Source organism: Terasakiella pusilla DSM 6293 (assembly GCF_000688235.1).
GTDB classification, from domain to species: Bacteria; Pseudomonadota; Alphaproteobacteria; order Rhodospirillales; family Terasakiellaceae; genus Terasakiella; species Terasakiella pusilla.
This window is the reverse complement of record NZ_JHYO01000008.1, coordinates 99,976-124,966: the sequence shown is the minus strand read 5'-3', so window position 1 is coordinate 124,966 and position 24,991 is coordinate 99,976. Positions and strand designations below refer to the sequence as shown.

The 24,991-nt window shown below is 52.3% G+C and carries 26 protein-coding genes; 14 read left to right on the top strand and 12 right to left on the bottom strand.

The genetic code is table 11. The annotated features are described in order from the left end of the window. Positions 1–11: 11 nt before the first annotated feature. From Q397_RS25625 to cobM, 5 genes are read left to right on the top strand one after another with little or no spacing between them, the layout of a single operon-like run. On the top strand, positions 12–1,553 hold the full coding sequence (locus Q397_RS25625) for a precorrin-8X methylmutase (protein ID WP_240475039.1): 1,542 nt from the start codon (positions 12–14) through the stop codon (positions 1,551–1,553). Beyond that, the gene (locus Q397_RS0107355; RefSeq protein WP_038013015.1) at positions 1,550–2,740 is read left to right on the top strand and encodes a bifunctional cobalt-precorrin-7 (C(5))-methyltransferase/cobalt-precorrin-6B (C(15))-methyltransferase; all 1,191 of its coding nucleotides are present in this window, start codon (positions 1,550–1,552) and stop codon (positions 2,738–2,740) included. The genes Q397_RS25625 and Q397_RS0107355 overlap by 4 nt, the downstream gene beginning before the upstream one ends. Before the next feature lie 5 nt (positions 2,741–2,745). Then, complete coding sequence (cobI, locus tag Q397_RS0107350; RefSeq protein WP_028878860.1) at positions 2,746–3,450, top strand: precorrin-2 C(20)-methyltransferase; 705 nt, start codon at positions 2,746–2,748, stop codon at positions 3,448–3,450. Next, positions 3,447–5,261, top strand: a complete 1,815-nt coding sequence (gene cobJ / locus Q397_RS0107345) for a precorrin-3B C(17)-methyltransferase (protein ID WP_028878859.1) — start codon at positions 3,447–3,449, stop codon at positions 5,259–5,261. Before cobI ends, cobJ begins: the two co-directional genes overlap by 4 nt. Next, positions 5,258–6,022, top strand: coding sequence for a precorrin-4 C(11)-methyltransferase (gene cobM / locus Q397_RS0107340; protein ID WP_028878858.1), 765 nt, complete (start codon positions 5,258–5,260; stop codon positions 6,020–6,022). Before cobJ ends, cobM begins: the two co-directional genes overlap by 4 nt. On the opposite strand, the gene Q397_RS0107335 is transcribed toward cobM, so the two are convergent. The 7 genes from Q397_RS0107335 to Q397_RS0107305 form a co-directional block, all read right to left on the bottom strand. After that, positions 6,019–6,762, bottom strand: a complete 744-nt coding sequence (locus Q397_RS0107335) for a substrate-binding periplasmic protein (protein WP_028878857.1) — start codon at positions 6,760–6,762, stop codon at positions 6,019–6,021. The genes cobM and Q397_RS0107335 overlap by 4 nt on opposite strands. 57 nt (positions 6,763–6,819) lie before the next feature. After that, entirely contained in the window at positions 6,820–7,797 is a 978-nt protein-coding gene (locus Q397_RS0107330) for an SLAC1 anion channel family protein (RefSeq protein WP_028878856.1), read from the bottom strand. A gap of 159 nt (positions 7,798–7,956) precedes the next feature. Next, positions 7,957–8,481 carry a F0F1 ATP synthase subunit B family protein gene (locus tag Q397_RS0107325; protein ID WP_028878855.1) on the bottom strand — a complete coding sequence of 175 codons (525 nt, stop codon included), beginning with the start codon at positions 8,479–8,481 and terminating at the stop codon, positions 7,957–7,959. Continuing rightward, positions 8,481–8,969 (bottom strand): F0F1 ATP synthase subunit B family protein, encoded by a 489-nt coding sequence (locus Q397_RS0107320; protein ID WP_028878854.1) that lies wholly within the window; start codon positions 8,967–8,969, stop codon positions 8,481–8,483. The genes Q397_RS0107325 and Q397_RS0107320 overlap by 1 nt, the downstream gene beginning before the upstream one ends. Positions 8,970–9,047: 78 nt before the next feature. After that, the gene (locus Q397_RS0107315) at positions 9,048–9,272 is read right to left on the bottom strand and encodes an ATP synthase subunit C family protein (RefSeq protein ID WP_028878853.1); all 225 of its coding nucleotides are present in this window, start codon (positions 9,270–9,272) and stop codon (positions 9,048–9,050) included. Positions 9,273–9,428: 156 nt separating this feature from the next. Further along, on the bottom strand, positions 9,429–10,157 hold the full coding sequence (locus Q397_RS0107310) for a F0F1 ATP synthase subunit A (RefSeq protein WP_028878852.1): 729 nt from the start codon (positions 10,155–10,157) through the stop codon (positions 9,429–9,431). A 28-nt stretch (positions 10,158–10,185) separates the two neighbouring features. After that, complete coding sequence (locus Q397_RS0107305) at positions 10,186–10,551, bottom strand: AtpZ/AtpI family protein (protein ID WP_028878851.1); 366 nt, start codon at positions 10,549–10,551, stop codon at positions 10,186–10,188. Between the two features lie 312 nt (positions 10,552–10,863). Between Q397_RS0107305 and Q397_RS0107300 the strand changes: the two genes are divergently transcribed. Continuing rightward, the gene (locus Q397_RS0107300; protein ID WP_028878850.1) at positions 10,864–11,322 is read left to right on the top strand and encodes an Lrp/AsnC family transcriptional regulator; all 459 of its coding nucleotides are present in this window, start codon (positions 10,864–10,866) and stop codon (positions 11,320–11,322) included. A gap of 24 nt (positions 11,323–11,346) precedes the next feature. Here the strand turns inward: Q397_RS0107300 and Q397_RS0107295 are convergent, their stop codons facing one another. After that, positions 11,347–11,712 carry a hypothetical protein gene (locus Q397_RS0107295; protein ID WP_028878849.1) on the bottom strand — a complete coding sequence of 122 codons (366 nt, stop codon included), beginning with the start codon at positions 11,710–11,712 and terminating at the stop codon, positions 11,347–11,349. Between the two features lie 167 nt (positions 11,713–11,879). Between Q397_RS0107295 and Q397_RS0107290 the strand changes: the two genes are divergently transcribed. Beyond that, on the top strand, positions 11,880–12,215 hold the full coding sequence (locus Q397_RS0107290) for a DUF427 domain-containing protein (protein ID WP_028878848.1): 336 nt from the start codon (positions 11,880–11,882) through the stop codon (positions 12,213–12,215). On the opposite strand, the gene Q397_RS0107285 is transcribed toward Q397_RS0107290, so the two are convergent. Next, positions 12,212–13,123, bottom strand: coding sequence for a GlxA family transcriptional regulator (locus Q397_RS0107285; protein WP_038013013.1), 912 nt, complete (start codon positions 13,121–13,123; stop codon positions 12,212–12,214). The two genes, Q397_RS0107290 and Q397_RS0107285, sit on opposite strands and share 4 nt — an antisense overlap. 104 nt (positions 13,124–13,227) lie before the next feature. Between Q397_RS0107285 and Q397_RS0107280 the strand changes: the two genes are divergently transcribed. After that, a complete protein-coding gene (locus Q397_RS0107280; RefSeq protein WP_028878846.1) occupies positions 13,228–13,782 on the top strand; it encodes a cysteine hydrolase family protein in 555 nt (184 codons plus the stop codon). Positions 13,783–13,789: 7 nt separating this feature from the next. On the opposite strand, the gene smc is transcribed toward Q397_RS0107280, so the two are convergent. The 3 genes from smc to Q397_RS0107265 all read right to left on the bottom strand — a co-directional run bounded on the left by smc (position 13,790) and on the right by Q397_RS0107265 (position 19,063). Beyond that, entirely contained in the window at positions 13,790–17,254 is a 3,465-nt protein-coding gene (gene smc / locus Q397_RS0107275; RefSeq protein WP_051609798.1) for a chromosome segregation protein SMC, read from the bottom strand. 82 nt (positions 17,255–17,336) lie between these two features. Then, positions 17,337–18,053 (bottom strand): DsbA family protein, encoded by a 717-nt coding sequence (locus tag Q397_RS21520; RefSeq protein WP_051609797.1) that lies wholly within the window; start codon positions 18,051–18,053, stop codon positions 17,337–17,339. An 80-nt stretch (positions 18,054–18,133) separates the two neighbouring features. Continuing rightward, positions 18,134–19,063 (bottom strand): DUF721 domain-containing protein, encoded by a 930-nt coding sequence (locus Q397_RS0107265; RefSeq protein ID WP_028878844.1) that lies wholly within the window; start codon positions 19,061–19,063, stop codon positions 18,134–18,136. A 74-nt stretch (positions 19,064–19,137) separates the two neighbouring features. On the opposite strand from Q397_RS0107265, the gene mutY reads away from it, so the two are divergent. The 6 genes from mutY to Q397_RS0107235 all read left to right on the top strand — a co-directional run bounded on the left by mutY (position 19,138) and on the right by Q397_RS0107235 (position 24,986). Continuing rightward, positions 19,138–20,178 (top strand): A/G-specific adenine glycosylase, encoded by a 1,041-nt coding sequence (gene mutY / locus Q397_RS0107260; protein WP_028878843.1) that lies wholly within the window; start codon positions 19,138–19,140, stop codon positions 20,176–20,178. 69 nt (positions 20,179–20,247) lie between these two features. After that, complete coding sequence (locus tag Q397_RS0107255; protein WP_028878842.1) at positions 20,248–21,066, top strand: hypothetical protein; 819 nt, start codon at positions 20,248–20,250, stop codon at positions 21,064–21,066. Between the two features lie 11 nt (positions 21,067–21,077). Then, complete coding sequence (locus Q397_RS21515) at positions 21,078–22,070, top strand: caspase family protein (protein WP_169737981.1); 993 nt, start codon at positions 21,078–21,080, stop codon at positions 22,068–22,070. A gap of 62 nt (positions 22,071–22,132) precedes the next feature. Further along, complete coding sequence (msrB, locus tag Q397_RS0107245) at positions 22,133–22,528, top strand: peptide-methionine (R)-S-oxide reductase MsrB (protein WP_028878841.1); 396 nt, start codon at positions 22,133–22,135, stop codon at positions 22,526–22,528. Next, a complete protein-coding gene (locus tag Q397_RS0107240) occupies positions 22,525–23,829 on the top strand; it encodes an MATE family efflux transporter (protein ID WP_028878840.1) in 1,305 nt (434 codons plus the stop codon). Before msrB ends, Q397_RS0107240 begins: the two co-directional genes overlap by 4 nt. Next, on the top strand, positions 23,826–24,986 hold the full coding sequence (locus Q397_RS0107235) for a murein transglycosylase domain-containing protein (protein WP_028878839.1): 1,161 nt from the start codon (positions 23,826–23,828) through the stop codon (positions 24,984–24,986). The genes Q397_RS0107240 and Q397_RS0107235 overlap by 4 nt, the downstream gene beginning before the upstream one ends. The last annotated feature ends 5 nt before the right edge of the window (positions 24,987–24,991 follow it).

The window sequence follows — 24,991 nt, the reverse complement described above, 5'->3', positions numbered from 1 at the left end:
GGGCTGTCACCATGGCATACCTTTTTGATAGTTATCTGATGATCGACTGGTCGGCTGCCTCGACCCCTAAAAAAGGGGCCGATAGCATCTGGTATGCTTTGGTGGAACGCATTGACGGCAAGCCTGTCGAAACATCTTTAAAAAACCCGTCCACCCGCGAAGCCGCGATGAAAGAGGTCGCAGACCTGCTGAGTGACTTATCGGCCCGCGGGCAAAAGGTGTTGGTGGGGTGTGATTTTGCGTTTGGCTATCCCAAGGATTTTGGGCAGTCACTGGACCTGACGTGGGACGGTGTCTGGAAAGAACTATCCCACCGCATCAAGGATGGTGCGGACAACCACAACAACCGTTTTGACGTGGCAGCCGCGTTTAATCAACGACTTAGCGGGACGGCAGGGCCATTTTGGGGATGCCCGAAAGCACGCCAGAGTGAGTTTCTGGAAAGCAAGAAACCTTATTTAAATCCGCTGACCAACGAAATGCGCTTATGTGAAAAACGTATTTCCGGCGTTAAACCCGTCTGGCAATTGTTGGGGACGGGCTGTGTGGGGTCCCAGACTTTGATGGGAATTGCCCATCTGGAAGGCTTGTGTCATCATCCGTGGCTGCACGGTCAAGTCAAGGTCTGGCCTTTTGAAACCGGATTGTCGGCTGATCGTCTCGGTGACATTACCTTGGCTGAAATCTATCCTTCCCAGATCAAAGTCTCTGCCCTGGGGGAGCTGCCCAAAGATGCGATCCAAGTGCGCACCATGGCGCGTCATTATGCCGATCTGGATCAAAAGGGCGAACTTGCTGCCTTATTTGCAGGCGATGAGACCCTAAGCGCAGAAGATCGCGAAACGGTCGTGCGTTATGAAGGTTGGGTCTTGGGCGTCGGGCAGTCGGAGAAAGATCGCGCGTATGATTGGCTGAGCAATTACCTTAAAAAACCAAACGATATCTACAAACGATCCCAAGAAATGATCGAGCATGATATCGATGTCTCTGGTTTTGATGCGGATATGCAGGACGTTGCGATCCGCATGATTCATGCCTGCGGGGATGTGGATGTGGGCGTGGATATCGCCTATAGTAACGGGGCCGCAAGCGTGGGGCGCAAAGCTTTGGCGGGCGGTTGTCCGGTGCTGGTGGATGTGGAGATGGTATCTCACGGGATTATCCGCAAACGTTTGGCCCAACATAATCCGGTGATTTGTACGCTGAATGATCCGCGCACCCCGGCAAAGGCGGAAGAATTGGGCACCACCCGATCAGCGGCTGGCGTTGAGTTTTGGGGCGAGTGGCTGGCAGGGTCGGTCGTCGTGATCGGTAATGCGCCGACAGCCTTGTTCCATTTGATTCAAGGCATTTTGGATGGGCATTTAGATAAACCGGCTTTGATCATTGCCTGCCCCGTTGGTTTTGTCGGGGCGGCAGAATCGAAGGAAACGTTGATCGCTTTGTCGGATGATTTGGGTGTGCCTTATATCACCCTGCGTGGGCGACGCGGTGGCAGCGCCATTGCAGCCTCGGCCCTCAATGCGCTGGCGAAGGAGGGAATAACCCAATGATCCATATTATCGGTATCGGCGAAGACGGGTTGGACGGCGTTAGCCCCGTTGCCCGCAGCCTTATCCAATCGGCAGAAATTCTGGTCGGCGGTGTGCGTCACCTTGAAATGGTGGACAGTCCGGCGCGCAAAATCTCATGGGGGGTGGGGTTAAGCCACGGGATTGAGGAATTGAAGGCCAACGTGGACAAACTTGTGGTCGTGCTGGCTACAGGGGAGCCGTTGTGGTTTGGCATCGCAACGACCTTGTTAAACCATATCGCGCGCGACCATATCCATGTGCACCCGACCAGCGGTGCCTTTTCCTTAGCGGCTGCGCGTATGGGCTGGGCGATCCCGGACTGTGTTTGCATGACCATTCATGGGCGCGCTTTGGAAAGTCTCAACCGATATATTGCGCCGAACGTTAAAATTCTGATCCTCAGTCGTGATGGCAAATCCCCGCGTGAAGTGGCGGATTTGCTTGCTAAATATGGCTATGGCGAGTCTAAAATCACCGTCTTTGAACATATGGGTGGGGAGAAAGAAAACCGTCTTGAAGGTACCGCCACAGGCTGGACGGCACAAACGGCAGATTTAAATACCATCGCCCTTGAGTGCATGGCGTCGAGGGAGGCGCGCCGATTGCCGCTGACGACAGGCTTAAAAGACGATTTGTTTGAACATGACGGGCAACTGACCAAGCGCGAAGTGCGAGCGGTCACGCTCTCCACCCTTGCACCCCAACCGGGGGAATTGTTGTGGGATGTGGGCGGCGGCTGTGGATCAATTGCCATTGAATGGATGCGTAGCCACCCCAGTTGCCGCGCTATCGCCATTGAACAAAATGATAAACGCCGATCTATGATTGCCCATAATGGCGCAAGCTTAGGCGTGCCGACATTGGAGATTGTGGACGGGCGCGCCCCTGACTGTCTGGTGGGGCTGCCCACGCCGGACGCGATTTTTGTTGGTGGCGGGATCGCCATTTCAGGGATGCTGGAAACCTGCTGGAACGCCCTGCCCACAGGCGGGCGATTGGTCGCCAATACAGTAACACTTGAGGCGGAGCGCGAAATGTTGCATTTTCAGTCCAACTTTGGGGGGGAATTGACACGCATTGCCATTTCCCGTGAAGAAAATGTCGGCAGGATGACCGTGATGAAACCCATGGCCCCTGTCTTGCAATTGTCTGTCGTGAAGGAATAAAAGTGATGGTAGGCACCTTATATGGTCTGGGCATTGGCCCCGGAGACCCTGATCTCATTACGCTTAAGGCGCTTAAAATTTTGCAAGCCGCGCCGGTGATTGCCTATCCCGCACCGGAAGATAAAGACAGTCTGGCCCGCGCAATTATTGCGCCGCACTTGCCCGGTGGGCAAAAAGAAATTGTGATTGAAACCCCGATGGTGCCCGGTCGCTTCCCCGCCAATGATGTCTATGACAAATATAGCGAGGAAATTGCGGCGGAATTGAACGCAGGCCATGATGTGGCGGTGCTGTGTGAGGGCGACCCGTTTTTCTTTGGGTCCTTCATGTATATTTATGCGCGCCTGTCCGAACGGTTTGAGACCGTGGTGGTACCGGGGGTATCATCTGCAATGGCGAGTGCGTGCCAGATCGGGATGCCGATCACGTCGCGCTATGATGTGTTGACGGTGTTGCCAGCCCCCATTCCGGCAGAAGATATTTTGCGCCGCTTACAAGCGTGTGATGCGGCGATCATTATGAAGGTCGGGCGACATTTTGCCAAGGTACGCGATGTGCTTGGCACGTTGGACCTGATCGACAAGGCCCATTATATCGAACATGCGACCATGGATAATCAGGTCATGATGCCCTTGTCCGAAGCAACCTTTGAAAAGGCCCCTTATTTTTCGATGATTATTGTACATAAACGCGGTGAGGCGTGGAAATGACCAGTGAAACCCCAGTACTTGTTTGCCTGAGTTCAGGTGGATACCAACTCGCACAGGAACTTGCAGGCGCAATGGAAACGGTGGAAATCCACGGTTTGAAAAAACGCCTGCCCGAGTGTGCGATTACCTTTGAAAATACCATTGCCCATCTGCAAAGCCTGTTTAAGCAAGGCCGCCCGATCATCGGGATTTGTGCCAGCGGGATCCTGATCCGTGCGCTGGCCCCGTTGCTGGCGGATAAATGGAAAGAACCACCTGTTGTGGCGGTGGCGGAAGATGCGTCTTGCGCGGTGCCGCTGTTGGGCGGGCATCATGGTGCAAACGAACTGGCGCGCTGGATTGCCGATATTCTGGACGGGGCGGCTGCGGTCACAACGGCAGGGGAGTTAAACTTCGGTGTGGCCCTTGATGAGCCTCCGCGCGGCTGGCGCATTGCCAACCCGGATAACGCCAAGGATATTGCCGCGGCCCTGTTGAACAACGATCCGGTTGCGATTGAGCAGGAAGCGGGCGAAGCCAAATGGCTGGATGAAAAAGGCCTGAGCTTTGTCGAAGAAGGCTTCCCGCGCATTCGGATCTCTGATCGTGATGTGGAACCGGATGGCAACGAGTTGCTGTACCACCCGCCTGTTTTGGCGCTGGGGGTGGGCTGTGAGCGCAATTGTCCGCCGGATCATTTGATTGAACATGCCTTAAACACCTTGTCTGGTGCGGGCCTGAGCCCGAAATCCATTGGCTGCGTGGTGTCCGTGGATGTCAAAGCGGATGAAGCGGCGGTGCATGAACTGGCAAAAGTGCTGGGTGTACCTGCGCGTTTCTTCACCCCGCAAGAACTGGATGCTCAGCAACCGCGCTTGAAAAACCCGTCTGACGTGGTCTTTAAAGAAGTCGGCTGTCACGGTGTTGCCGAAGGTGCAGCCTTGGCGGCTGTTGGCGGTCTGGGGGAACTGGTTGTTGAAAAACAAAAGACAGCCAAAGCGACCTGTGCGATTGCACGCTGCCCGGTTGATTTACAGCCCGAAGCGATCGGGCGGGCGCAAGGCTATCTGTCCGTCATCGGCATTGGTCCGGGATCGGATGAATGGCGCTCCCCCCAAGCGACACAAGCCTTGCGCGATGCAACCGACGTGGTGGGCTATGGCTTGTACCTTGATCTGGTACAAGACTTGATCGACGGTAAAGAACGTCATGAAAGTGGCCTTGCGAACGAGGAAAAACGCGCGCGGATCGCCCTTGATCTGGCCGCAGAAGGCAAGCGTGTTTGTCTGGTCTGTTCTGGGGATGCGGGGATTTATGCGCTGGCGACATTGGCGTTTGAATTGCTGGATAAAGAAAATAAGCCGGAATGGAACCGCCTTAAGATCGATGTTGCGCCGGGGATTTCTGCCTTGCAAGCCTGTGCCGCGCGGATTGGGGCACCGATCAACCATGATTTCTGCACCATTTCATTGTCTGACCTGTTGACGCCGTGGGATGATATCCAGCGACGCTTGAAGGCGGCTGCGGATGGGGATTTTGTGGTGGCTTTTTATAACCCGCGTTCCAAACGTCGGGTGACGCAGATTGAAAAGGCGCGTGACATCCTGCTGAGCGGCCGCCCGCCGGAAACACCGGTGGTGTTGGGCCGCAACTTGGGCCGTGAGACGGAAAGCATGGAGGTGATCACCTTGGGTGAATTGACGTCTGATCATGCTGATATGTTGACCATGGTACTGGTTGGCTCCAGCCAAAGCCGCGTGATTGATCGCGGTGTCAACAAATGGGTCTATACCCCCCGTGGATATGAAAAGAAAATGAAGGTGTCCTCATGACCGTTTACTTTATTGGCGCCGGACCGGGTGCGCCTGACCTGATCACCGTGCGTGGCCTTAATATTGTTAAGACAGCGCCTGTGTGTCTTTATGCGGGGTCCTTGGTGCCGGAAGGGATCGTGGCGCAAGCCGACAAGGCTGTGGTGGTCAAAGACACCGCCCCGATGCATCTGGATGAAATTATTGCGGAGATCGAAGAGGCTCACAACAACGGTCACGATGTGGCCCGTGTTCATTCCGGCGACCCTTGCTTGTATGGTGCGATTGCGGAACAGATGCGCCGCCTTGATGCGTTGGGGATCGATTATGAAGTGGTGCCGGGTGTGTCGGCTTATGCGGCAGCTTCCGCTGCTTTGAAGAAAGAGCTGACGCTGCCCGATGTGTCCCAATCCATTATCCTGACGCGCACAGCCGTGCGGTCCTCCAAGATGCCGAATAATGAGGATCTGGAGACATTCGCCAAGTCCGGTGCGACGTTAGCTATCCATTTGTCCGTGAATAACCTTAAGCATGTGGTTGATACGCTATCACCTTACTATGGTGAAGATTGTCCCGTTGTTGTGGCCTATCGCGTGTCTTGGCCGGATGAGGCCTTTATTCATGGACAACTGAACGACATTCGCGCCAAGGTGAAGGAAAGCGGGATCACCCGCACGGCGCTGATCTTGGTGGGTAAGGTCTTGGCGACAGAAGATTTCACCGACAGTAAGCTTTATGACGTGGATCATACCCACGTGTTGCGGGAAAAGAAAAAAGCTTAACGATAGTTCTGCCGGATTTCCCCGTAGGTTCCGTTAAACCGGATGGTCCGTATGCCTTGGTTAAAGGCATCCACGATCATCCGGATATCGGGGATAGTGCGGGAAAAACAGACATAGTAGGGCAGGCTTTTCAGCTCAAAATATCGGATATCGGTTGTCTCTTTGTTGAGCTTTTGGTGATAAAAGATCACATCGCGATAGGCGTAAATCGCATCGACCCGTTTATTGACCAACTGGCGCAGTAATTGGTCGCCATTGTTGGCGGGGGCGATTTTTATATCAGGGATATCTGCTAGTGTTTTTTCCAACGCATAGCCGCGCACAGTTCCCACTGTTTTCCCTGCAAGCTCCTGAAGGTTATGGATGCTTTTTATGGCAGAGTCTGCAGGGATAAAGACGCCTTGCGAGTGAAAACCGACCATATCCGAATAAATATATTCTGCTTCGCGCTCCGCTCGATAGTCGCAACCACACAGGGCGTGGGCTTTGCCGTGTTGGACCATGGTGACAGCACGTTTCCATGGATAAAAATTAAAAGCTACTTTTTGGTTTGTGATGGCAAAGGCATGTTCAATCACTTCCAGATCAATACCGGAATGAGGTGTGCCGGTGTCTTTTGACTCGATTTTAAAAGGCGGGAAGTTGGTGCAGGCCATTTGGGCGGTGCCTGTGTCCACCCCCTCCCCATAGGTCGGGCTGGCGCAACACAGGCCAATGATGAGAATAAAGACTGGTTTCATTTGATCTACCCCAATGCCCCTAGCTTAGAGAAAGAGGATGTAAAGTCAAACGATCTTCTACTCAGGGGTACAGACTTCACACTTGATTAAGGCGATGATCGTTCGAATAAAGAGGAAGCCAATAACAATAAATGTGGCGATATACAGTCCTTGGGCGGCGTAGTGGAAAAGGATCTGCCCGGTCAATTCACCCATAAGATGGGTTGCCGTTGTAAAAGCGGCAAGCGGGAAGGTAAAGGCCCAGGAGGCCATGCTAAATTTTAGGCGCACAAGTCGTAGGATGCGCGACAGCATGAGCAGGAAGAAGAAGACCGCCCAGTAGTAGATCAACTGTCCCATGGTATCCAGCCCGCCAACCAGTTTTACGTAGGATACAAAGCCGATGGAGGGAGGGGCGAGTAAGATAAACAAGGTCGGTAGCAGTTTATCTGCCAAGGCCGCATGGAACATCAGGCGGTTAAAGATCAAGGTCAGCAAGATCCCCCAGAACAGCAGGCCCCACGCAAAGAAGAACCAGGACAGTTCAATCGGTCCATGGGAAACCCCAACCACGGGGACGATGATGTTCCCGACCACGGGGATAAACCACGCAGGTGTACTATGGACAACTTCATAGCGCGAATGATCAATCCAGCTGTTGATGATCGCGAGAGACAGGAAGAACTGGAACAGGCAGCCTGTTGCCCAGAGTGTAAAGGACAGGCTTTCATTGATGGGGTGATAGACGGCACCAAGTAGTAATAAGCTGATGGTCGCGGCAGGGAAGAAACTGATTTTGATCGGGTGTGACCAATCCTTCAAAACGGCCTGAGGGTATTTGAGGGACTTGAGGGTGTAGGTTGCAAGGATGGCGAGATAAATCACCAGCGTGCCATAGGCTAGGCCATGAAAGATCAGGCTACCATACCCGGCGAGCATATCTTCCAGACGATGGGTGGCGATTGCGAGACCGGACAACCCCATGGTTGTTGCAAACATGGTGATGGGGAAAAACTGCAGTGAGCTTGTGGGTTGCGGCGTGTCAGCTGTTGTCATGGGGCACCTTTGTTATCATCCACCTGAAGAAACTCTATCGTGTTGGGGAATGTTAGGCAAGCGAACGGCTAAACGCATTGCGATTTATCAGTCCGCGCACAAAAAAAGGAGCCTCCAAACGGAGACTCCCCTTTAATCGCGATTGTCGAAAAGCGAAGCTTAGTTGCCGAGTTGCGCGGGCAATTCAGAAATAGCTTTATCGATCATAGCGTTGGCTTTTTGTGCAGAAATGTTGTCAGCCATCAGCTGTTGAGCTGCGCTGAGAGCAACAGATGTTGCGAAAGCCTGCACTTCGGCGATGGCAGATGCTTCAGCTTGTGCGATACGAGCTACAGCAGCGGCTTCACGACGCTTAAGTGCGTTTGCCAGATCTTCTTTCGACTTAGCCTCTAGGCGAGCCGCTTCGTCTTTCGCGCGTTGCAGGATTTTAGCGGCTTCTTCTTCCGCTTCCTGCTGTTTACGCTTGTAAGAAGCCAACAGTTGTTGAGCCTCTTCACGAAGGTTTTCAGCTTCGTCTAGTTGGGCTTTAATCGTATCGGCGCGATCGTCCAATGCAGTCGCCAAGAAGCGACCAACCGGCTTTGCAGCCAGAACGATCAAAACGATGAATGCTAGAGCTACCCAAAAAGTCGGGTCCTGAACCATACCGCCTTCAGCGCCTGCGGCGTGTGCGACAGAAATCATCAGTTTTGCTCCATGGCTTTAGCAACAGCGGCCTGAACCGCTGCATCGTCTACAGAGACACCAGAAAGCTTGTCAACGGTTGCTTTCGCAACGTCACCAGCGACTTCCTTGATGTTTGCGAGCGCCTTGTCTTTTGCTTGCGCAATGCGTGCTTCTGCTGCATCCAACTCTTTATTGAGTTTTGCACTCAGCTCGTCTTGTCTTTTCGCCTGTTCCGCATTTGCGGCATCAAGAACGGCTTTCACCTCTTCCTGAGCTTTTGAACGGGCTTGAGCCAATGAGCTTTCGTAGGCAGCAGCAGCAGCTTCTGCTTCAGCTTTCAAAGCAGCCGCTTTCTCCAGATTGTCGTCGATACGCGTTTGACGTTCGTCGAGCACCTGAGCAATGCGCGGCAGCGCCACCTTAGCCATGAGAAAATACATCGCTAAGAAGGTAATAAATAACCAAACAATTTGCGGGGCAAATGTGGCTATCTCTAACTGTGGCATATTGCGCTCCTTCCTTAAAAAAGTTCGAAAGGTCACTGATCAGGTCAGTGACCCTTGGAAACTTAGATTATCGACTTCTTAGGTGAAGAGGATAAGGAAAGAGATGAGCAGTGCGTACAGGGCAACGGCTTCAACAAGTGCGAAGCCCAGGATCGCCAGGCCGAATACTTGTGAACGTGCAGCAGGGTTACGTGCTACAGATGTGATCAGAGAAGAGAAGATGTTACCGATACCGATACCAACACCGAACAAGCCGATTACTGCAAGACCAGCACCAATCATTTTAGCTGCTTCGAGTTCCATAGATCTAAGTCCTATAATAAAAGTAAAGTCTTTAGGAAAGGCGAGGCGAGGTTTCTATGTTTTCCATATCCTCGGTCTTTCCTGCGGAAGCAAGGGCTGCAAACTGGTTTCTATGTTGTCCAGCCAACAGCCCTTCGAAAGGCCTTCACAAATTGCTTAGTGAAGGTGAATGGAGTCGTTCAGATACAGACAAGTCAGTACCGCAAACACGTAGGCTTGCAAGAACGCCACCAAAAACTCAAAGCCTGTCAGCGCAACGTCAACGGCAAAAGGTGCCCAACCGCCGATGAAACCCAGCGGAATGATGAAGCCTGCGAAAACTTTCATCATGGTGTGGCCCGCTGTCATGTTTGCAAACAAACGAATGGACAGGGAAACCGGACGGGACAGGTAAGAAATAACTTCAATCGGAACCAGGATCGGGTAGATGAACGCCGGAACACCGCTTGGCACAAACAAAGAGAAGAAGTGCAAACCGTGACGCGCAATACCGATCAGGGTAACGCCGATGAATACGATCATTGCCAAAGTAAAAGTGATGGCAATGTGGCTTGTGAATGTAAAGCTGTACGGCAGCAGACCCAACAGGTTGCCGAACAGGATAAACATGAAGAGAGAGAAAACAGCCGGGAAGTATTTACGACCCTCATTTCCAACGTTATCGCGCACCATGTCTGCGACGAAGGAATAGCTAAGCTCGGCCATTGATTGCCAGCGACCCGGAACCAGCTTGCGGCTGCCCATCCCCATGATTAAGAAAATGCTCACAACAGCAACGGTTGCAACCATGGCAACGGCAGAGTTTGTGATAGATGCATTGATTCCACCAAGGTCGATGGGAACGATGGTGTTAATCTGAAACTGTTGTAGCGGATTGTTCGACACAGTGCCCTCATCTTTGCCCTAAAAAAGGCTAATCCTTTAAATTATCGTCTTTTCCGGTCTGCCGAGGCGGAGTGTCTTTATAGCCAACGGCTAACCCCAAACCCTGAACCGTCCGAAAAACGTTCATAATTCCGGCTGCTGCACCCAAGAAGAAAAACAAGACCATCAACCATGGTTTTGTGTCGAACACATACGTGTCCAACGCATAGCCGATGCCTACCCCGACAGCCAGACCTGAAACCAGGTCAGCCCCACAGCGTAAGGCAAGCCCTAACCCTTTGGGCGGTTCGTTGGTTGGTGCCTTCAAACCGCGCGGCGCAATAGAAGATTCCTGCGCCTGCTTTAACCGGGTGTCGAACTTGTCTAGTTCGGAACGTTCGTCTTTATCACTCATCTTCCAAATCCCTGAAATTTCGGGAGCAAAATGAGAGAGAACAAACGCTTCCCCCACTTCTCAGCACTTAAGCCGAATGTGGCTCGGAACATATATACGCGCACCCTATGTGTCAAGGCCGGAAAAACGGCTTGTAAGGTATTGGAAAATATATGCAAAAAGTGGGATTACCACTTGCTAAACGGTACTCAGGTAAGGGAATCGGGAAAAAGAGGCTGAATAAGCGCTATGTGATTCCTGCAAGAATGTGTTAGTTTTCCGCCAAATTGAAATTAAAATAAGAAACGCACCTCCTGAAGAGAATACGAAATCATGGATGACATAGATAAAAAGATCCTGCAAACCATGCAGTCAGATGCGTCGCTCTCCGTTGCTGAGATCGCTGAAAAAGTAAACTTGTCGACGACCCCCTGCTGGCGTCGCATCCAGAATTTGGAAAAAAACGGGGTGATCCGTGCTCGGGTCGCCTTGTTGGATGATAAGCATCTGAACTTAAAGACAACTGTGTTTGTGTCCATCAAGACTGGACACCATGATGCTGCTTGGCTCCAGTATTTTTCCGAAGCTGTTTCATCTATCGAAGAAGTGGTTGAATTTTATCGTATGAGTGGGGATGTGGATTACCTGCTCAAGATCGTCGTGCCGGATATCGAGGCCTTTGATCAGGTTTACAAACGCCTGATCCAGAAAGTGCAGCTCAATGATGTATCTTCCTCCTTCGCGATGGAGAAAATCAAATGCACCACCGAGCTGCCCTTGGATTATGTGTGAGCGGAGAGCTGGTCGATTAGCGGTTTAACTAATCCAGATGCCGGACGCCTTTAAAGGGTCGGCTTGATCGTTCAAGGTAAAGGTGAGGATGAAATCATCCGGGCTGCCGTCAAATTTGCATTTGTAGATCAGACCGACCATGCCTTGGCGGTTAAGGGTTGCGAGGAACTTTTTTTCTTTGAATTTGCCCATGGTTGACAGGATGTGCCGGGCGTTTTGTTCAAAGTCGCTTTTGGTGATGTTGGTGCGCAAACCGCCTTCAAAATTGGCGCAGAAGGCTTCGTAATCAACCTCGTCTTGCGCTTTGAGGATCGCATCAATAAGCGGTTCAGCTTTTGCGAGCGCTTCAATCTGGGTTGCGCCCAGTTTTCCAAAATTATTTTCAATCATGTTCTTAAGCCTTTCAAATCGTTGGTATGGTTATGAAAGGCTTTGGCTTTTTTTTCAAGTTTTTCCCGCCTTCAAGCCATTTTCACGGTTTTGTGAAGTGTGGTGATTGGTGAAAATTTCCGCTTTGGTCTAGCGTCTGATCAAGGCATTTAGGAAAGGAAAATATCATGTCCGATTTGGTTATCGAGCCTGTGGGAAAAACAGTGACGGCCACCTTCGATGGTGAAGTGATCGCAACTTCACAAAACGCGTTGAACCTAACGGAAGGGGCATTTAAGCCAGTCATCTACTTCCCCAAAAAAGATATTCGCATGGAGCTACTTACCCCAACGGACAAGGTAACGCATTGCCCACGTAAAGGGGATGCGTCTTATTGGACAATTGCGTTGAACGGGCGTGAGGCTGAAAATGTCGCTTGGGCGTATGAAGACCCGACGAAAGAAGGGGCCGCAGCGTTAAAGGGACATATTGCCTTTTATAATTTTGTGGTCAAAGTCGCCTAGACAGCAAAGCTCGCTTCCCCAAACCGGTTTTTAAAGTCACGAGGTGTCAGCCCCATCACTTTGATGAAGGTGCGGCGAAAGGCTGATATGTCTTCATAGCCGACGTGGTAGGAAATCTGATCTATGGTTTGGGGGGTGCCTTCCAGTAAATCACAAGCTTTTTGGATGCGCAGCTGCTGTTGATAAAGCTTTGGGGTGAGCTGACAGCATTTGGTAAAATGCCGCAGAAAGCTGCGTGGCTCTAAACCACAGAAGTCAGCCATCTTTGATACGGTCATAGGCTGGTGATAGTGTTCTTCTAGGTGGTTTTGCAAATTCAAAATGGCTTGATCTCCATGATCGCGCCGTGGTGAAAAACGCTTGTAGAATCGTTGCTCACGTCGGGCGGTATCGACCACCATGGTTTTACCGACCTTGCGCATAATGGTCGGGCTGGAAAATTGGGCGATCAGTTCCAAGCCAAGATCGACCCAGGCCATCAGGCCGCCTGCGGTAATAAGATCACCATCGTTGATCAAAATCTTGTCACTATCAAGCTCGGTTTTGGGAAAGGCGGTGCGAAACTTGTCCGCAAGCGCCCAGTGGGTCGTCACGCGGCGACCCGTTAAATCAATGCTTTGACCTAAAATAAAGCAGCCGGCACAGGCCGCACATAAAATCGCACCTTGCTGTTTTTGGTCGCAAAGCCATGTGTTTAAACTGTCTGAGGCTTGCTCGGTATACTCGCTTCCCAAATTGGGCGGAAGGATCACGATGTTGTATGCGCGTGAGGGCACATCCTCTGTCACAATGTCACACTGAAAGGGGGCGGGGGGATCATTGCGGTTGGCAAGGTGAAACATCTCCGCAAGACCGAACACGGCGGATTGAAGGCTGTCAGGATAACTGACGATCGCGATTTTGATCATTTTGTCACATTTTGCCTGAATAATGTCATTTGTGACGTTAGCTATTTTTGCAGACCTGAGCAAGACTAACATCATTGCAATCGTCAGACAGAAAGGAAGAGAAGATGACGAAGACAGCTTTGGTGCTCATAGACATTCAGAATGATTATTTCCCAAGCTTTGAGGCCCATGCCTGGCCACTTGTCGGGATGGAAGCGGCGGCTGAGAATGCGTCACGCGTCCTGGCACATTTTCGGGCAGAAAAGGACCTGATTGTCCATGTGCGTCATGAGGCCTTGAGCGCGAAGATCCCGTTTTTTCAGCCTAAGACGATGGGGGCTGACATTCATGACAGTGTTTCGCCACTTGAAGACGAGGTTGTGATCACAAAGCATAAGGCGAACAGCTTTTTAGGCACGGATTTAAAAGGGGTGCTGGATCAAAATGGCATCACAAAACTGGTCGTCGTCGGCGCGATGACGCAGAATTGCATCGATTCTACCGTGCGGGCAGCCGCAGATTTTGGCTATGATTGTACGGTTGTTGCCGATGCCTGTGCGACCCGTGATCTGGTATTTGACGGACAGACGATTGCCGCAAAGGACGTGCAGGCGACCTTTATGGCGGCCCTTGGGTTTTCCTTTGCAAAGATCGTCTCAGCACATGATCTTGTGGGATAAAGAAGCCCTAGGTATCCACCAGTTCTTCCGCTTTTTGTAGGTCAACCGAGACAAGCTGGGACACGCCGCGTTCCGTCATGGTGACACCAAACAGACGATGCATGCGCGCCATGGTCATGCGGTGGTGGGTGATAATCAAAAAGCGGGTGGAGCCACTGCGTGACATTTCTTCCAACATGGTACAAAAACGGTCCACGTTGGCGTCATCAAGCGGGGCATCGACCTCATCGAGGACGCAAATGGGGGCAGGGTTGGTCAAAAAGACACCAAACAACAACGCAAGGGCGGTTAAGGCTTGCTCCCCCCCTGACAGCAGGGAGAGAATTTGCATCCGTTTGCCCGGTGGCGAGGCCATAATCTCAAGGCCGGCTTGCAAGGGGTCGTCATCTTCGATTAATTGAAGATGCGCATCCCCGCCGCCAAACAGGCGGGTGAACAATTCTTTAAAATGTTGGTTTACTTCGTTGAACGAGGTCAGCAGGCGGTCGCGACCTTCCCGGTTTAGCTCGTTAATCCCTTGACGCAGTTTATCAATGGCTTTGGTCAGGTCTTCGCGTTCCGAAGTCATGGTTTTGACTTGTTCGTCCAACTCTTCCAGCTCGGTTTCCGCACGCAGGTTGACCGGCCCCATGGTGTCACGTTCACGCAACAGGCGATCAACGCGTTTTTCTGCGGCGTCAAGGTCCGGCAGCTCAGAACCTTCATCAATCTCGGCAATCTCTTCCAGCTCTTCCGGTTTGCAATCCAGTCGGTCGCGGATACGTTCGGCAAGAGCCATGCACAATTGCTTGCCCTGATTGACATGGGCTTCAAAGCGCACGCGTTCTTCACGGCAGGTGGCCAACTCGGCCTCTGCCTGACGGGTGTGGGCATCCACATCACGCAGATGGCTTTCGGCTTCAACCAGTTTGTCGGCGCAGAATTTGCGTTTTTCTTCGGCGCGTTCGATCCCTTCAAACAGGGCTTGGCGCTTGCCTTCAATTTCTTCTGGTCGCTCAGCCAGTGTTTCCAGTTCTTCCAGCAATCCGGCGCGGCGTTCACCCAAATCTTCGATATGGCGGGAGGTCCGCTCGGCACGGTTTTTCCAGGAGGTCAGTTCTTCGCCAATCTCTTTGAGACGGCGATGGCGGTTCTCCCCCTCCTGCTTGATACGTTCAAAGGCGGATTGATGATCCATCAACAATGTGCGTTTATCTGCCAGTTCTTCGCGCAACAACAACAGTTGCTCGCGGCCCTGATCACCTTCGGGCAGGTCTTCCAGATCGACTTTGGTGCCCATCAGATTTTCGGCAACTTCTTCACTTTCTTGGGCGATGCGTTCCAGTGTGTCATTGAGGGTGGCGAGTTTCGCATCAAGGGTGTTGATCTGATTTTTCAGGTTGGAAAGCTGGGTGCGCGCGGCTTCCAGTTGCGCATTGGTTTGGCGCAAATCTTCACGCAGGGCTTTCTCGGCCTCATCTGCTTGTGTCTCACGCTCTTTGGTCTGTTGCAGACGTTCTTCGGCCTCGTCGGTTTTGGCGCGGGCTTCTTCCCAGAGCTGGCGAATTTCCCCAAGACGGTTTTTTTGCTTTAGGCGAATCGCTGCTGCACTCGGTGCGCCGGGGGCGGTGACAAACCCGTCCCAACGCCACATGCCGCCCTGTGTACTCACAAGCCGTTGGCCTTGCTGCAATTCGGCTTGTAATCGCGCGGCGTCTTGGGGTGTCTCAACCACACCAACTTGACCCAAACGGCGGGCAAGTTCTGCCGGAGCTTTGGTCAGGCCGGAAAGCGGGCGGGCGGATTCGGGCAGGGGCAACGGGTTGGCAAGTGGGGATAATTGTTCCCAATGGAGTGCAGCCTGATGATCGCGCGACGCCGATAGATCATCGCCAAGGGCAGCGCCAAGGGCGGCTTCATAGCCAGCCTCAACCGCGATATCGTCAATGATGGGGCTACCGCTGTCATCCTCGTTGTTGGTGTCCAACAGCTCGGCCAAAGCATCTTCTTCAGCTTCCAGCTTGGCGATGACCGCTTCGTTTTCGCGCAAGTGATTCAGCGCGGCTTGCACGGCTTCGCGGGCTTGGCTGCGGGTATCTTCGGCCTGTTCAATGGCTTCTGTCTGCTGGAGTTGACGCTCTGTGATTTCTTCCAGCAGGGCTTCTGCTTCCATCAGCTGGTCTTCATCGAGACGGGTGGCCTCCAACTCCGCCTTTTGGGCGACAAGCTCGCTTTTGCGCCCTTGCAGTTTTTGCAGCTGGGCTTCCTGCTCGTTCATCCGGTTTTTTAAGCTGTTGCGTTTGGCTTCGCTTTGGGCAACTTCTTCGGTCAGGCTGTTGATGCGTTCTTCACGCTGGGCGACTTCTTCCTTGACCATTTCAAGGCGCTCAAGGGCTTCTTCGCGCAGCATCTCATCATCTTCGCCTTGAACCGCGATATTTTCGCGTTCGTTTTCAAGACGGGTTAGGGCGGCTTGGGCGTCTTTGCCAAATTCGGTTTCACGCTCAAGGTCTTGGGTCGCCTGTTCGATGCGGCGTTTCAGCTCGGCCTTAGTGTCTTCAAGGCGTTTTTCTTCGTTATCCAGCTGTTCGCGTGCGATGGTCAGGCGATGCAGTTCCGCGCCTGCCGCGGCTTCGGCTTCCCGCAAGGCAGGCAGGTGGGTGGAAGCTTCGGCCTGCACTTTAGAGGCTTCGGCCGCCCGCGAGGTCAGGTCATGGACGCGTTGTTCGGCCTGTTTAAAAGCGCTCCTTGCCTTGTCCAGTTCATCCAGTGCATTGCCCCAACGCATGTGGAACAATAGGGCTTCTGCCTTTCGGATGCGATCGGAAATGGTTTTGTAGCGACTGGCTTGACGGGCCTGTTTTTGCAGGTTTTTATGTTGCGCTTCCAGCGTTACAAGCACATCGTCCAAGCGTCCAAGATTGCTTTCTGCCCCGCGCAGGCGCAGTTCGGCTTCGTGGCGGCGTGAATGCAGGCCGGTGATGCCTGCGGCTTCTTCAAGGATGATGCGGCGGGCTTGGGGTTTGGCGCTAATGATCTGCCCGATCTTACCTTGCGACACCATCGCGGTTGATCGCGCACCGGTCGCGGCATCGGCAAAGAGCAGTTGCACATCACGCGCGCGGACGTCTTGCCCATTGACTTTATAGTTTGACCCCTTGGACCGTTCGATCCGGCGCGTCACTTGCAATTCTTCCTCATTATTAAACAAGGCAGGGGCGGTACGCGAGGTATTGTCAAGGATCAGGCCGACTTCGGCGACGTTGCGGGGCGGGCGATTGCCGGACCCGGCAAAGATCACGTCATCCATTTCCCCGCCGCGCATTTGCTTGGCGGAGGTTTCGCCCATGACCCAGCGAAGGGCTTCGACAAGATTGGATTTGCCACAGCCGTTCGGTCCGACCACACCGGTCAGCCCGGTGTTGATCAGCAGTTCGGAATGATCCACGAAGGATTTGAACCCTGTCAGTCGAAGTTTCTTGAATTGAATCAAGGGGCGTGTGACCTAAAAAATAAAAAACGACCCCGAATATACGAGGCCGTTTTCAGATAGGCAATTTCAAACTGACGTTGTCTTAGTCAAGTTTGCTTTCGATGATGCTTTTAAAGCGCTCATACTCGCCGCTGCCGACGACTTTTTCATCGTTAATCAGGAAGCTGGGCGTTGAGTTAAAGCCATGTTTATCCATAGCTTCCTTACGAACGGCAACGATTTCATCGAGCAGTTTTTCATTTGCCAGACACGAATCGATTTTTTCTTGGGACAGACCCGCAAGTTTTGCTAATTTCAACAGGCTGCCGACCGGATTGGGCGAGGCTGCCCACTGGGATTGCTGTTTCATCAACAGGTCGTTGAAACCATGGTAACGGCTGGGGTCGACACAGGTTGACAGGAGCGCAGCCGTTGCGCCTACACGTTCAAACGGGAAGTCACGGAAGATAACTTTAACTTTGCCAGTATCGACAAATTCTTTTTTAATCTGCGGCAGGACTTTTGTGTGGAAGTCCGCACAGTGGGGGCAGGTGTAAGAAGCATATTCGATCATTGTGACCGGGGCGTTGGGGTCGCCAATCATCCGTTGCAGGTCTTGTTCTGAAAGGGAGACGTTGGTCGCTTTTGTCTTTGCCTTTGTTTCAATGGGTTTCACTTGTTCTGTTGATTGTGTTTCTTGCGCTGAAGGTGTCGTGTTTTCACTTGTTTCAGGCTCTGATTCACCACAGGCGGTCAAAGTGAGTGCTAAAAGGGCAGGGAGGACAAAATAGTGTCTTGCATTCAAGATGAACTTTTTCAAGGAATAGCTCCAAAAGATTAACTAAAACAATTGCCTTAGATTAGAGGGTGAATGTGGCAAAAAAAGGATAAGTATGTAACTTAACCGTTACGTGCCTTGATCACTTTGCCCAATTCTTCAAAGGCTTTACGAAGCTCCGGATCGGTGATCCCTTCCAAGAGTTTTGCTGTATTGGGTGAGACTTCGCTGGCGGGAGTGACGCGGCTGGACATGACTTTGCGCACCACACGGTCTCCAGTGCTGTCAAATTCTTCGTAGTACCGTTTGGAAATGCGAATTTCCGAAATCGCAGAAAAGCCAAAATGGCTGTTAATGCGAAAGATGATCTGGGACAGGTGATGCTGGATGATGGTGTTAAAGCCATGGCGCGCCTTGATAAACAACGTGCCGTTGGTGCGGGCTTTCGGTGGGAAGGTGACGCGTTCGGCCTGCGTGTTTTGCGCCAAGGCGGGGCCGACGATCTCCGACCAGCTGCGCACGATACTGGCGCCGACCAGACCAAGCTGATTCAGCCCCGGTTCGATCACATCAAAAGACAAATCCTCAACGCCTTTGAGCCGGGCATGGCGTACCGGGCGAATACGGGTTTTGGAGGTGTCGCGGTAATCTTCGGGCAAAAGATGCGGGTTTGCGCGGGCAAAGGCTTTTTCCGCTTCATCTTTGGTCAGTTCGCGCACCTCTTCTGTTTTTGCCGATAGAATTTCGATCAGATAGGGTTTGCCTTTGTCGGTGTTGAGCCAGTTTTCAAAGGCTTCTTGAAACTGTTTGAGGGATTTTTTGCGCTTATTATCTTGTTTGCGATAGGCATCATCCGCTTTATAGGCTTCTTCACATTGGCGCAGGACTTGGCCTGCTTTAGCCTCATTGCCGGATTTGGCGAGGCAGCGTTCCAGTTTTTCGGCATGGACTTTTGCTTTTTCTGACCCCAACCACGTGCGAAAACGCTTGGAAAGGCTGCGGTTTCTGCGTCCTTCTTCACGGTTGAGAAAATCTTCGATCATTGGGGTCATGAAAGGTCCTTGAATTCTTGGCTGTCTAAGCATACTCCTAGTGCGGAGAAAACACACCAAGGAACTTTATGTCAATGCGTGCTGAACAATTGTTGGACTGGTATGATCGTGAACGGCGCGATTTGCCCTGGCGCATGGCCCCGGACCAGAAGGCCGATCCCTATAAGGTCTGGATGAGTGAGATCATGTTGCAGCAAACCACCGTTGCGACCGTAAAGTCTTATTATAAATCCTTCCTTGAAAAATGGCCCACCGTGCAGGATTTAGCGGCTGCTGAGTTAGATGAGGTACTGCATGCCTGGCAGGGCCTTGGCTATTATGCCCGTGCGCGCAATTTACATAAATGTGCCCAAGTGGTGACGCGGGATCATAATGGTCGTTTCCCGGAAAGTGAGAAACGTCTGTTGGACCTGCCCGGCATCGGCCCTTATACGGCAGCGGCTGTGGCTTCCATCGCGTTTGGATTAAAGGCCACGCCCGTGGATGGCAATGTGGAACGGGTGGTCTCGCGCCTGTTTAAGGTCGAAGAAACCATGCCCAAGGCAAAGAAGCAACTGACCGAACTGGCCCAGACTTTGACGCCGCAAAAACGGGCCGGGGATTTTGCTCAAGCTATGATGGACCTTGGCGCGACCATCTGTACGCCCAAAAAGGCGGCGTGTGGTCTGTGTCCGTGGATGAAAGACTGTGTGGCCCGTTTGGAAGGTGAGCCAACGGACTATCCGAGAAAAGAGCCGAAAAAGCCGAAACCGACCCGCAAAGCCCATGCCTTTTGGCTGACCCGTTCGGATGGGTCGGTCTTGTTGCGCAAACGACCGGAAAAAGGCTTGTTGGGCGGGATGATGGAAATCCCGTCGACTGAGTGGCGCGAAGAAAGTATGTCGCTAAATAATGCGTTGCGTCAGGCGCCGGGCAGTGCACTTTGGAAGAGTAAAGAAGGGATCGTCAAGCATACCTTTACCCATTTCCATTTAGAGGTAACGGTGATCTGTGGACGTTTGCAGGCGAACTCCCCTGTGAATGGGGTTTGGGTCCAGTTGGAGGATCTTAAGGATTATGCCCTGCCGACCTTGATGAAAAAGATTGTGCAGCACGCCTTAAAAACCACAACGTAAAATCTTTTAAAATTGCATTGTGCTCCATCTTTGCTAGAAATAAACATCTTGTTTCTGTCGGGGGTGAAGATGGATCGCGTGCGTTTGTCAGTGGTGGTGTTGGGAATTTTGGTTCTGTCAGGGTGTCGGGCGACACAATTGGCTTATAACCCGCACCCAATGTCTGTCGCCTATGGAAATGCGGACCTCCAGTCCGTCGCCATGGAGGGAGAACGCCAGAGCAAACATCGGGTTGCCCCTGCCTCGGTACAGGATTACGCCTTTTTTCAGAAAAACAGTCTGGCGCAGCGGTGGTTGCGAAAACCGAAACATAAAGCCCTTGCCATCGGCACTCCACAAGCCTGTTCGCGGTATTATTCCAGTTGGGGGTATGCCAATGGGTATCGTGCGGCAACTGTGGCGTTAAACAATTGTTTAAAAGGGGTCAAAGGCTTTGCGGATCATAAAAAAATCACCTGTGGCTGTCGTCTGGTGGCGGTCAATCAGACCGTTTTTATGACACCGCAGGAACTACCGTTTCGAACGCGCCTCCCCGCCATTGCACTGGTCAAGGATAAACGGGGACGGCAGGAAATCTTGGGATATTTTGATACCACAGGCCGCACCGGTCAAGCGCAGGCACTGGCCTTCCTAAACGATAAAGAACGCGCGATCTGTCGGGGAACTTACACATTGGGGGCGCAATCGGAGTTGGGGGTTGCCAAATTGAGCTGTTTTGATGGCCGCATCGCGGGGGAAGCCCGATTTAATATCGCGGGACATCTGGAGGGGCAGGCCTATGGCACCGGATTGATTGATGCGGGCGAAGACAAGATGCTGTTGGTTTACGGCCTTTCCAGCGAAGAGTTTGAGAAACGCCGAACGGTGTTGACGCAGGGGTTTGAATAATGGCGCCGGGCATGAGACTGTTTGTATCCTGTCTGTTGGTTTTGCTTTTTATGACTGCGACGGCGGTGGCGCAAACGACCTTTATGGATCTCTGGTGCGAATATGGTGGCAAAGAATGTACGGGGACTGCACCTCGGGCGAGTGCTAAGCCTGCGGCTCCTGTGCAACAGATACAGCCCCACCCCCAACAGGCTACCCCGATCAGAAAGGGCGCGCCCTTGATCACCCGTGATGCGGCCCCCAGTCAGTCCAAAGGCGTGACGTTTGGGCGCTATTATGCCTTGGTGATTGGGAACAACCGCTACCCCAATTTGACCAACCTGAAAACTGCGATCACGGATGCCAAGGAAGTGACAAAAACCCTCAAAGGGCAGTACGGGTTTTCTGTGACCACCTTGATTAATGCAACCCGCGACGACATCATCACAGCGCTGGACGAATACCGCAAAATCCTGAAAGCAGAAGATAATCTGCTGATTTATTACGCTGGACATGGCTGGTTGGACGGGGAAAGTGAGCGCGGATACTGGTTGCCCGTCGATGCGGATAAAACCACGCGGGCGCGCTGGGTGTCTAATGCGGATGTGACCGATACCTTAAAGGCGCTTAAAGCCAAGCATGTGATGGTCGTCGCCGATAGTTGCTATGCTGGCACGTTGACGCGATCGGCTGATCCAGACCTTGACGGCATGCGGGGGCTAAAACTGACGGAGAAACCAGCGGGCTATCTGGAGACACTGACGAACAGAAAATCGCGCACGGTCTTATCCAGTGGTGCGCTGGAACCCGTCAGCGATCAAGGCGGCGGCCAACATTCGGTTTTTGCCCATGCGTTTTTAAAGAGCCTGAAAGACAATCGTGATCTGATGGATGGTACACAGCTGTTTACCAAGGTGCGCGCGCAGGTTTTGTTAAATGCCCGCCAGACGCCGCAATATTCCAATATCCGGTTTGCGGGTCATGATGTGGGCGGGGATTTTATTTTCTTGCGACGTGACCAGTAGCTTTATCTTGCCAAATGGCGAAAAGGACTTACCTTTCTGATGACAGAAAAGGAGAGTCTCTGATGACGAACAAGGTAACAAAAACCGAGAAAGAATGGCGCGAGGACTTATCCGCTGATGAATATGCGGTCTTGCGCGAACAAGGTACCGAACGCGCTTTCACTGGCCGATATTGGGATACGAAAATCGCTGGGACCTATAGCTGTGCGGGATGTGGGGAACCTTTGTTCCGATCTGAAACCAAATATGATTCAGGGAGCGGCTGGCCAAGTTTTTATGAACCCATGTCGGATGACGGCGTGGCAGAAACCAGCGATGTAACTCATGGGATGGTGCGCACCGAAGTGCATTGTGCGAAATGTGACAGTCATTTAGGTCATGTGTTCCCTGACGGACCACAGCCAACGGGCCTGCGCTATTGCATTAACTCCCTGTCTTTGAAACTTGACGAAGATTGAAGGCTGACGCAAAGGTCTGGGCGCTGGCCCTGCCCATTATCCTGTCGAACATAACGGTTCCGTTGTTGGGGGCGGTGGACGCGGCGGTGATGGGGCATATGGACAGCGCTGCCTATCTGGGGGCAGTGGCGGTCGGCGGCCTGATTTTCGACTATATTTACTGGGGCTTTGGCTTTTTACGTTTGGCAACAACCGGTCTTGCCTCCCAAGCTTTGGGGCGCGACGATGGGGATGAAGCCCGCGCCGTTTTTGCCCGCGCTGGTCTGATTGCACTGGTCGGGGCCATGGGCTTGTGGATCGGGCAGTCTTTGATCTTTCAGCTCGCGCGTGGTCTGCTGGAGGCAAGCGCAGAAGTGGAGGCGTTAGCTGAAGCTTATTTTACCATCCGCATTTGGTCAGCCCCGGCAGCGCTGATGAATTATGCCTTGATCGGTTGGATACTGGCCCGCCAAGATGCCCGTGGCGTGTTGATCCAGCAGGTGAGCATCAATGTGATCAATGTGGTGCTGGACCTGTGGTTTGTCATGGGCATGGGCTACGGGGTTGAAGGGGTGGCCTTGGCAACAGTCATCGCGCAATATGGTGGCTTATTAATCGGTTTGATACGCCTGAAGGGGCATTTAAACGCTTTGGGCGGGGGATGGCAGCGCCAACGCATCTTTGATCTGGCACAGATTAAGCGGTTGATGGGCATGAATGTGGATTTGTTTATCCGCACGGTCTGTTTGCTCACGTCCTTTGCCTGGTTTACCGCCCAAGGGGCGAAGATGGGCGATGTGGTGCTGGCGGCAAATGCGATCCTCCTCCAGTTTCAGCAGTTTACGTCGTATGCGCTGGATGGGTTTGCCCATGCGGTCGAGGTCTTATCCGGTCATGGTGTGGGGCGTAAAGACCGGGTCTCTTTTGAACGGGCGGTGAAACAATCGACCAGACTTGCCGCTTTTTGCGCATTGGCCTTTGCGGGTGTCTATTTTGTGGCGGGCGAAGCCATTATCGGATTGTTTACCAACCTTGCTCCGGTCATTGCCCAAGCCGAAACGTATCTGATCTGGGCGGTAATTTTGCCCGTTGTTTCGGTCTGGAGTTACCAGCTGGACGGGATCTATTTTGGCCTGACCCAGACTTCTTATCTGCGTAATATGATGATTGTGTCGCTGGCTATCTACTTGCCTTTAAGCCTGTTTTTGCTGTCGCTCTATGGGAATCATGGCTTATGGGCGGCGTTTACGATTTTTATGGGATTACGCGCTATAACGTTAGGGATGACATATCCAAAAGTTAAGCAAAAGGTCTTTGCATGATTTCAAGACGCACTTTTCTGGCAGGCTGTTTACCCGCAGCGCTGACGGCTTGTTCTACAAGTGAGATCGTGCGCACGTTGGAAGCCGCTGCGCGCGGTGGTTCCTTAAGCGGTGCGGTACGCAACGTGGCGACCAATAAGGCGACAAGCTGGGCACGTAACCCCAAAACGCTGGTACGCGACTTTGAACGCTTAGACGAATTTGCCAAAAAGTTTCTGGGTGACGTTGTGACGGTTTGGGGGGAAGAAAATGCCCAGACACCGCAAAAGAAAGTCTTTGTCAAATACAGCGACAATTATAAATCCCGTGGCATTGTGGATTTTGACAAAGCGCTGGTCCGTGTGGAAACATTGGTGCCAAGCCATCTGAAAGACGCGATTGTCATGACGGTCCTGTCGCCGGATGATCCGACCAATGTGGATTTATTTTCCGACAAGTCGGTCAAGCTGGGCGGTGTGCCGTTTTTATATGAACAGGTGGTCGACCAGGATGGGAAGGCGATCCGTTGGGCATGGCGGGCAAATCGATTTGCGGATTATTTGATCAAGACGCAGAAAAAGACCCAAACCATCAAGCTGGATGCTAACACCACTGCGACCAAAACCTATGTCGAATTTCCGTTGGCCCGCGTCCATAACGCGACACGTCAAAACCGCTACAGCCCGCTGGTGAACCGATATGCCGCCCAATATGGCATTGAACGTGCCTTGGTCTATGCCATTATTAAAACGGAAAGTAACTTTAACCCCTATGCGGTCAGTTGGGTGCCTGCTTATGGCCTGATGCAGATTGTGCCGACCACGGCGGGGCGCGATGCCTATCAGTTGATCCATAAGCGTGCAGGGACGCCAACACGGGATTATCTGTTTAATGCGGAAAATAATATCCGTATGGGGTGCGCTTATCTTTATATTTTGCAAAACCGCTATTTGGCAAATGTCACCAACCCGACATCGCGTCACTATTGTGTGATTGCGGCCTATAATGGCGGGGCGGGCAATGTGTTAAAGAGTTTTCATAGCAACCGCACGCAAGCATTTGCTGAGATCAACCGCTCAAGTCCCACGGCAGTTTATAATCGCCTGAAAGCAAAAATGCCGACAGAAAGTCAGCGTTATCTGGATAAGGTTTTACACGCAAAAAGGGATTATTCCTAATATTT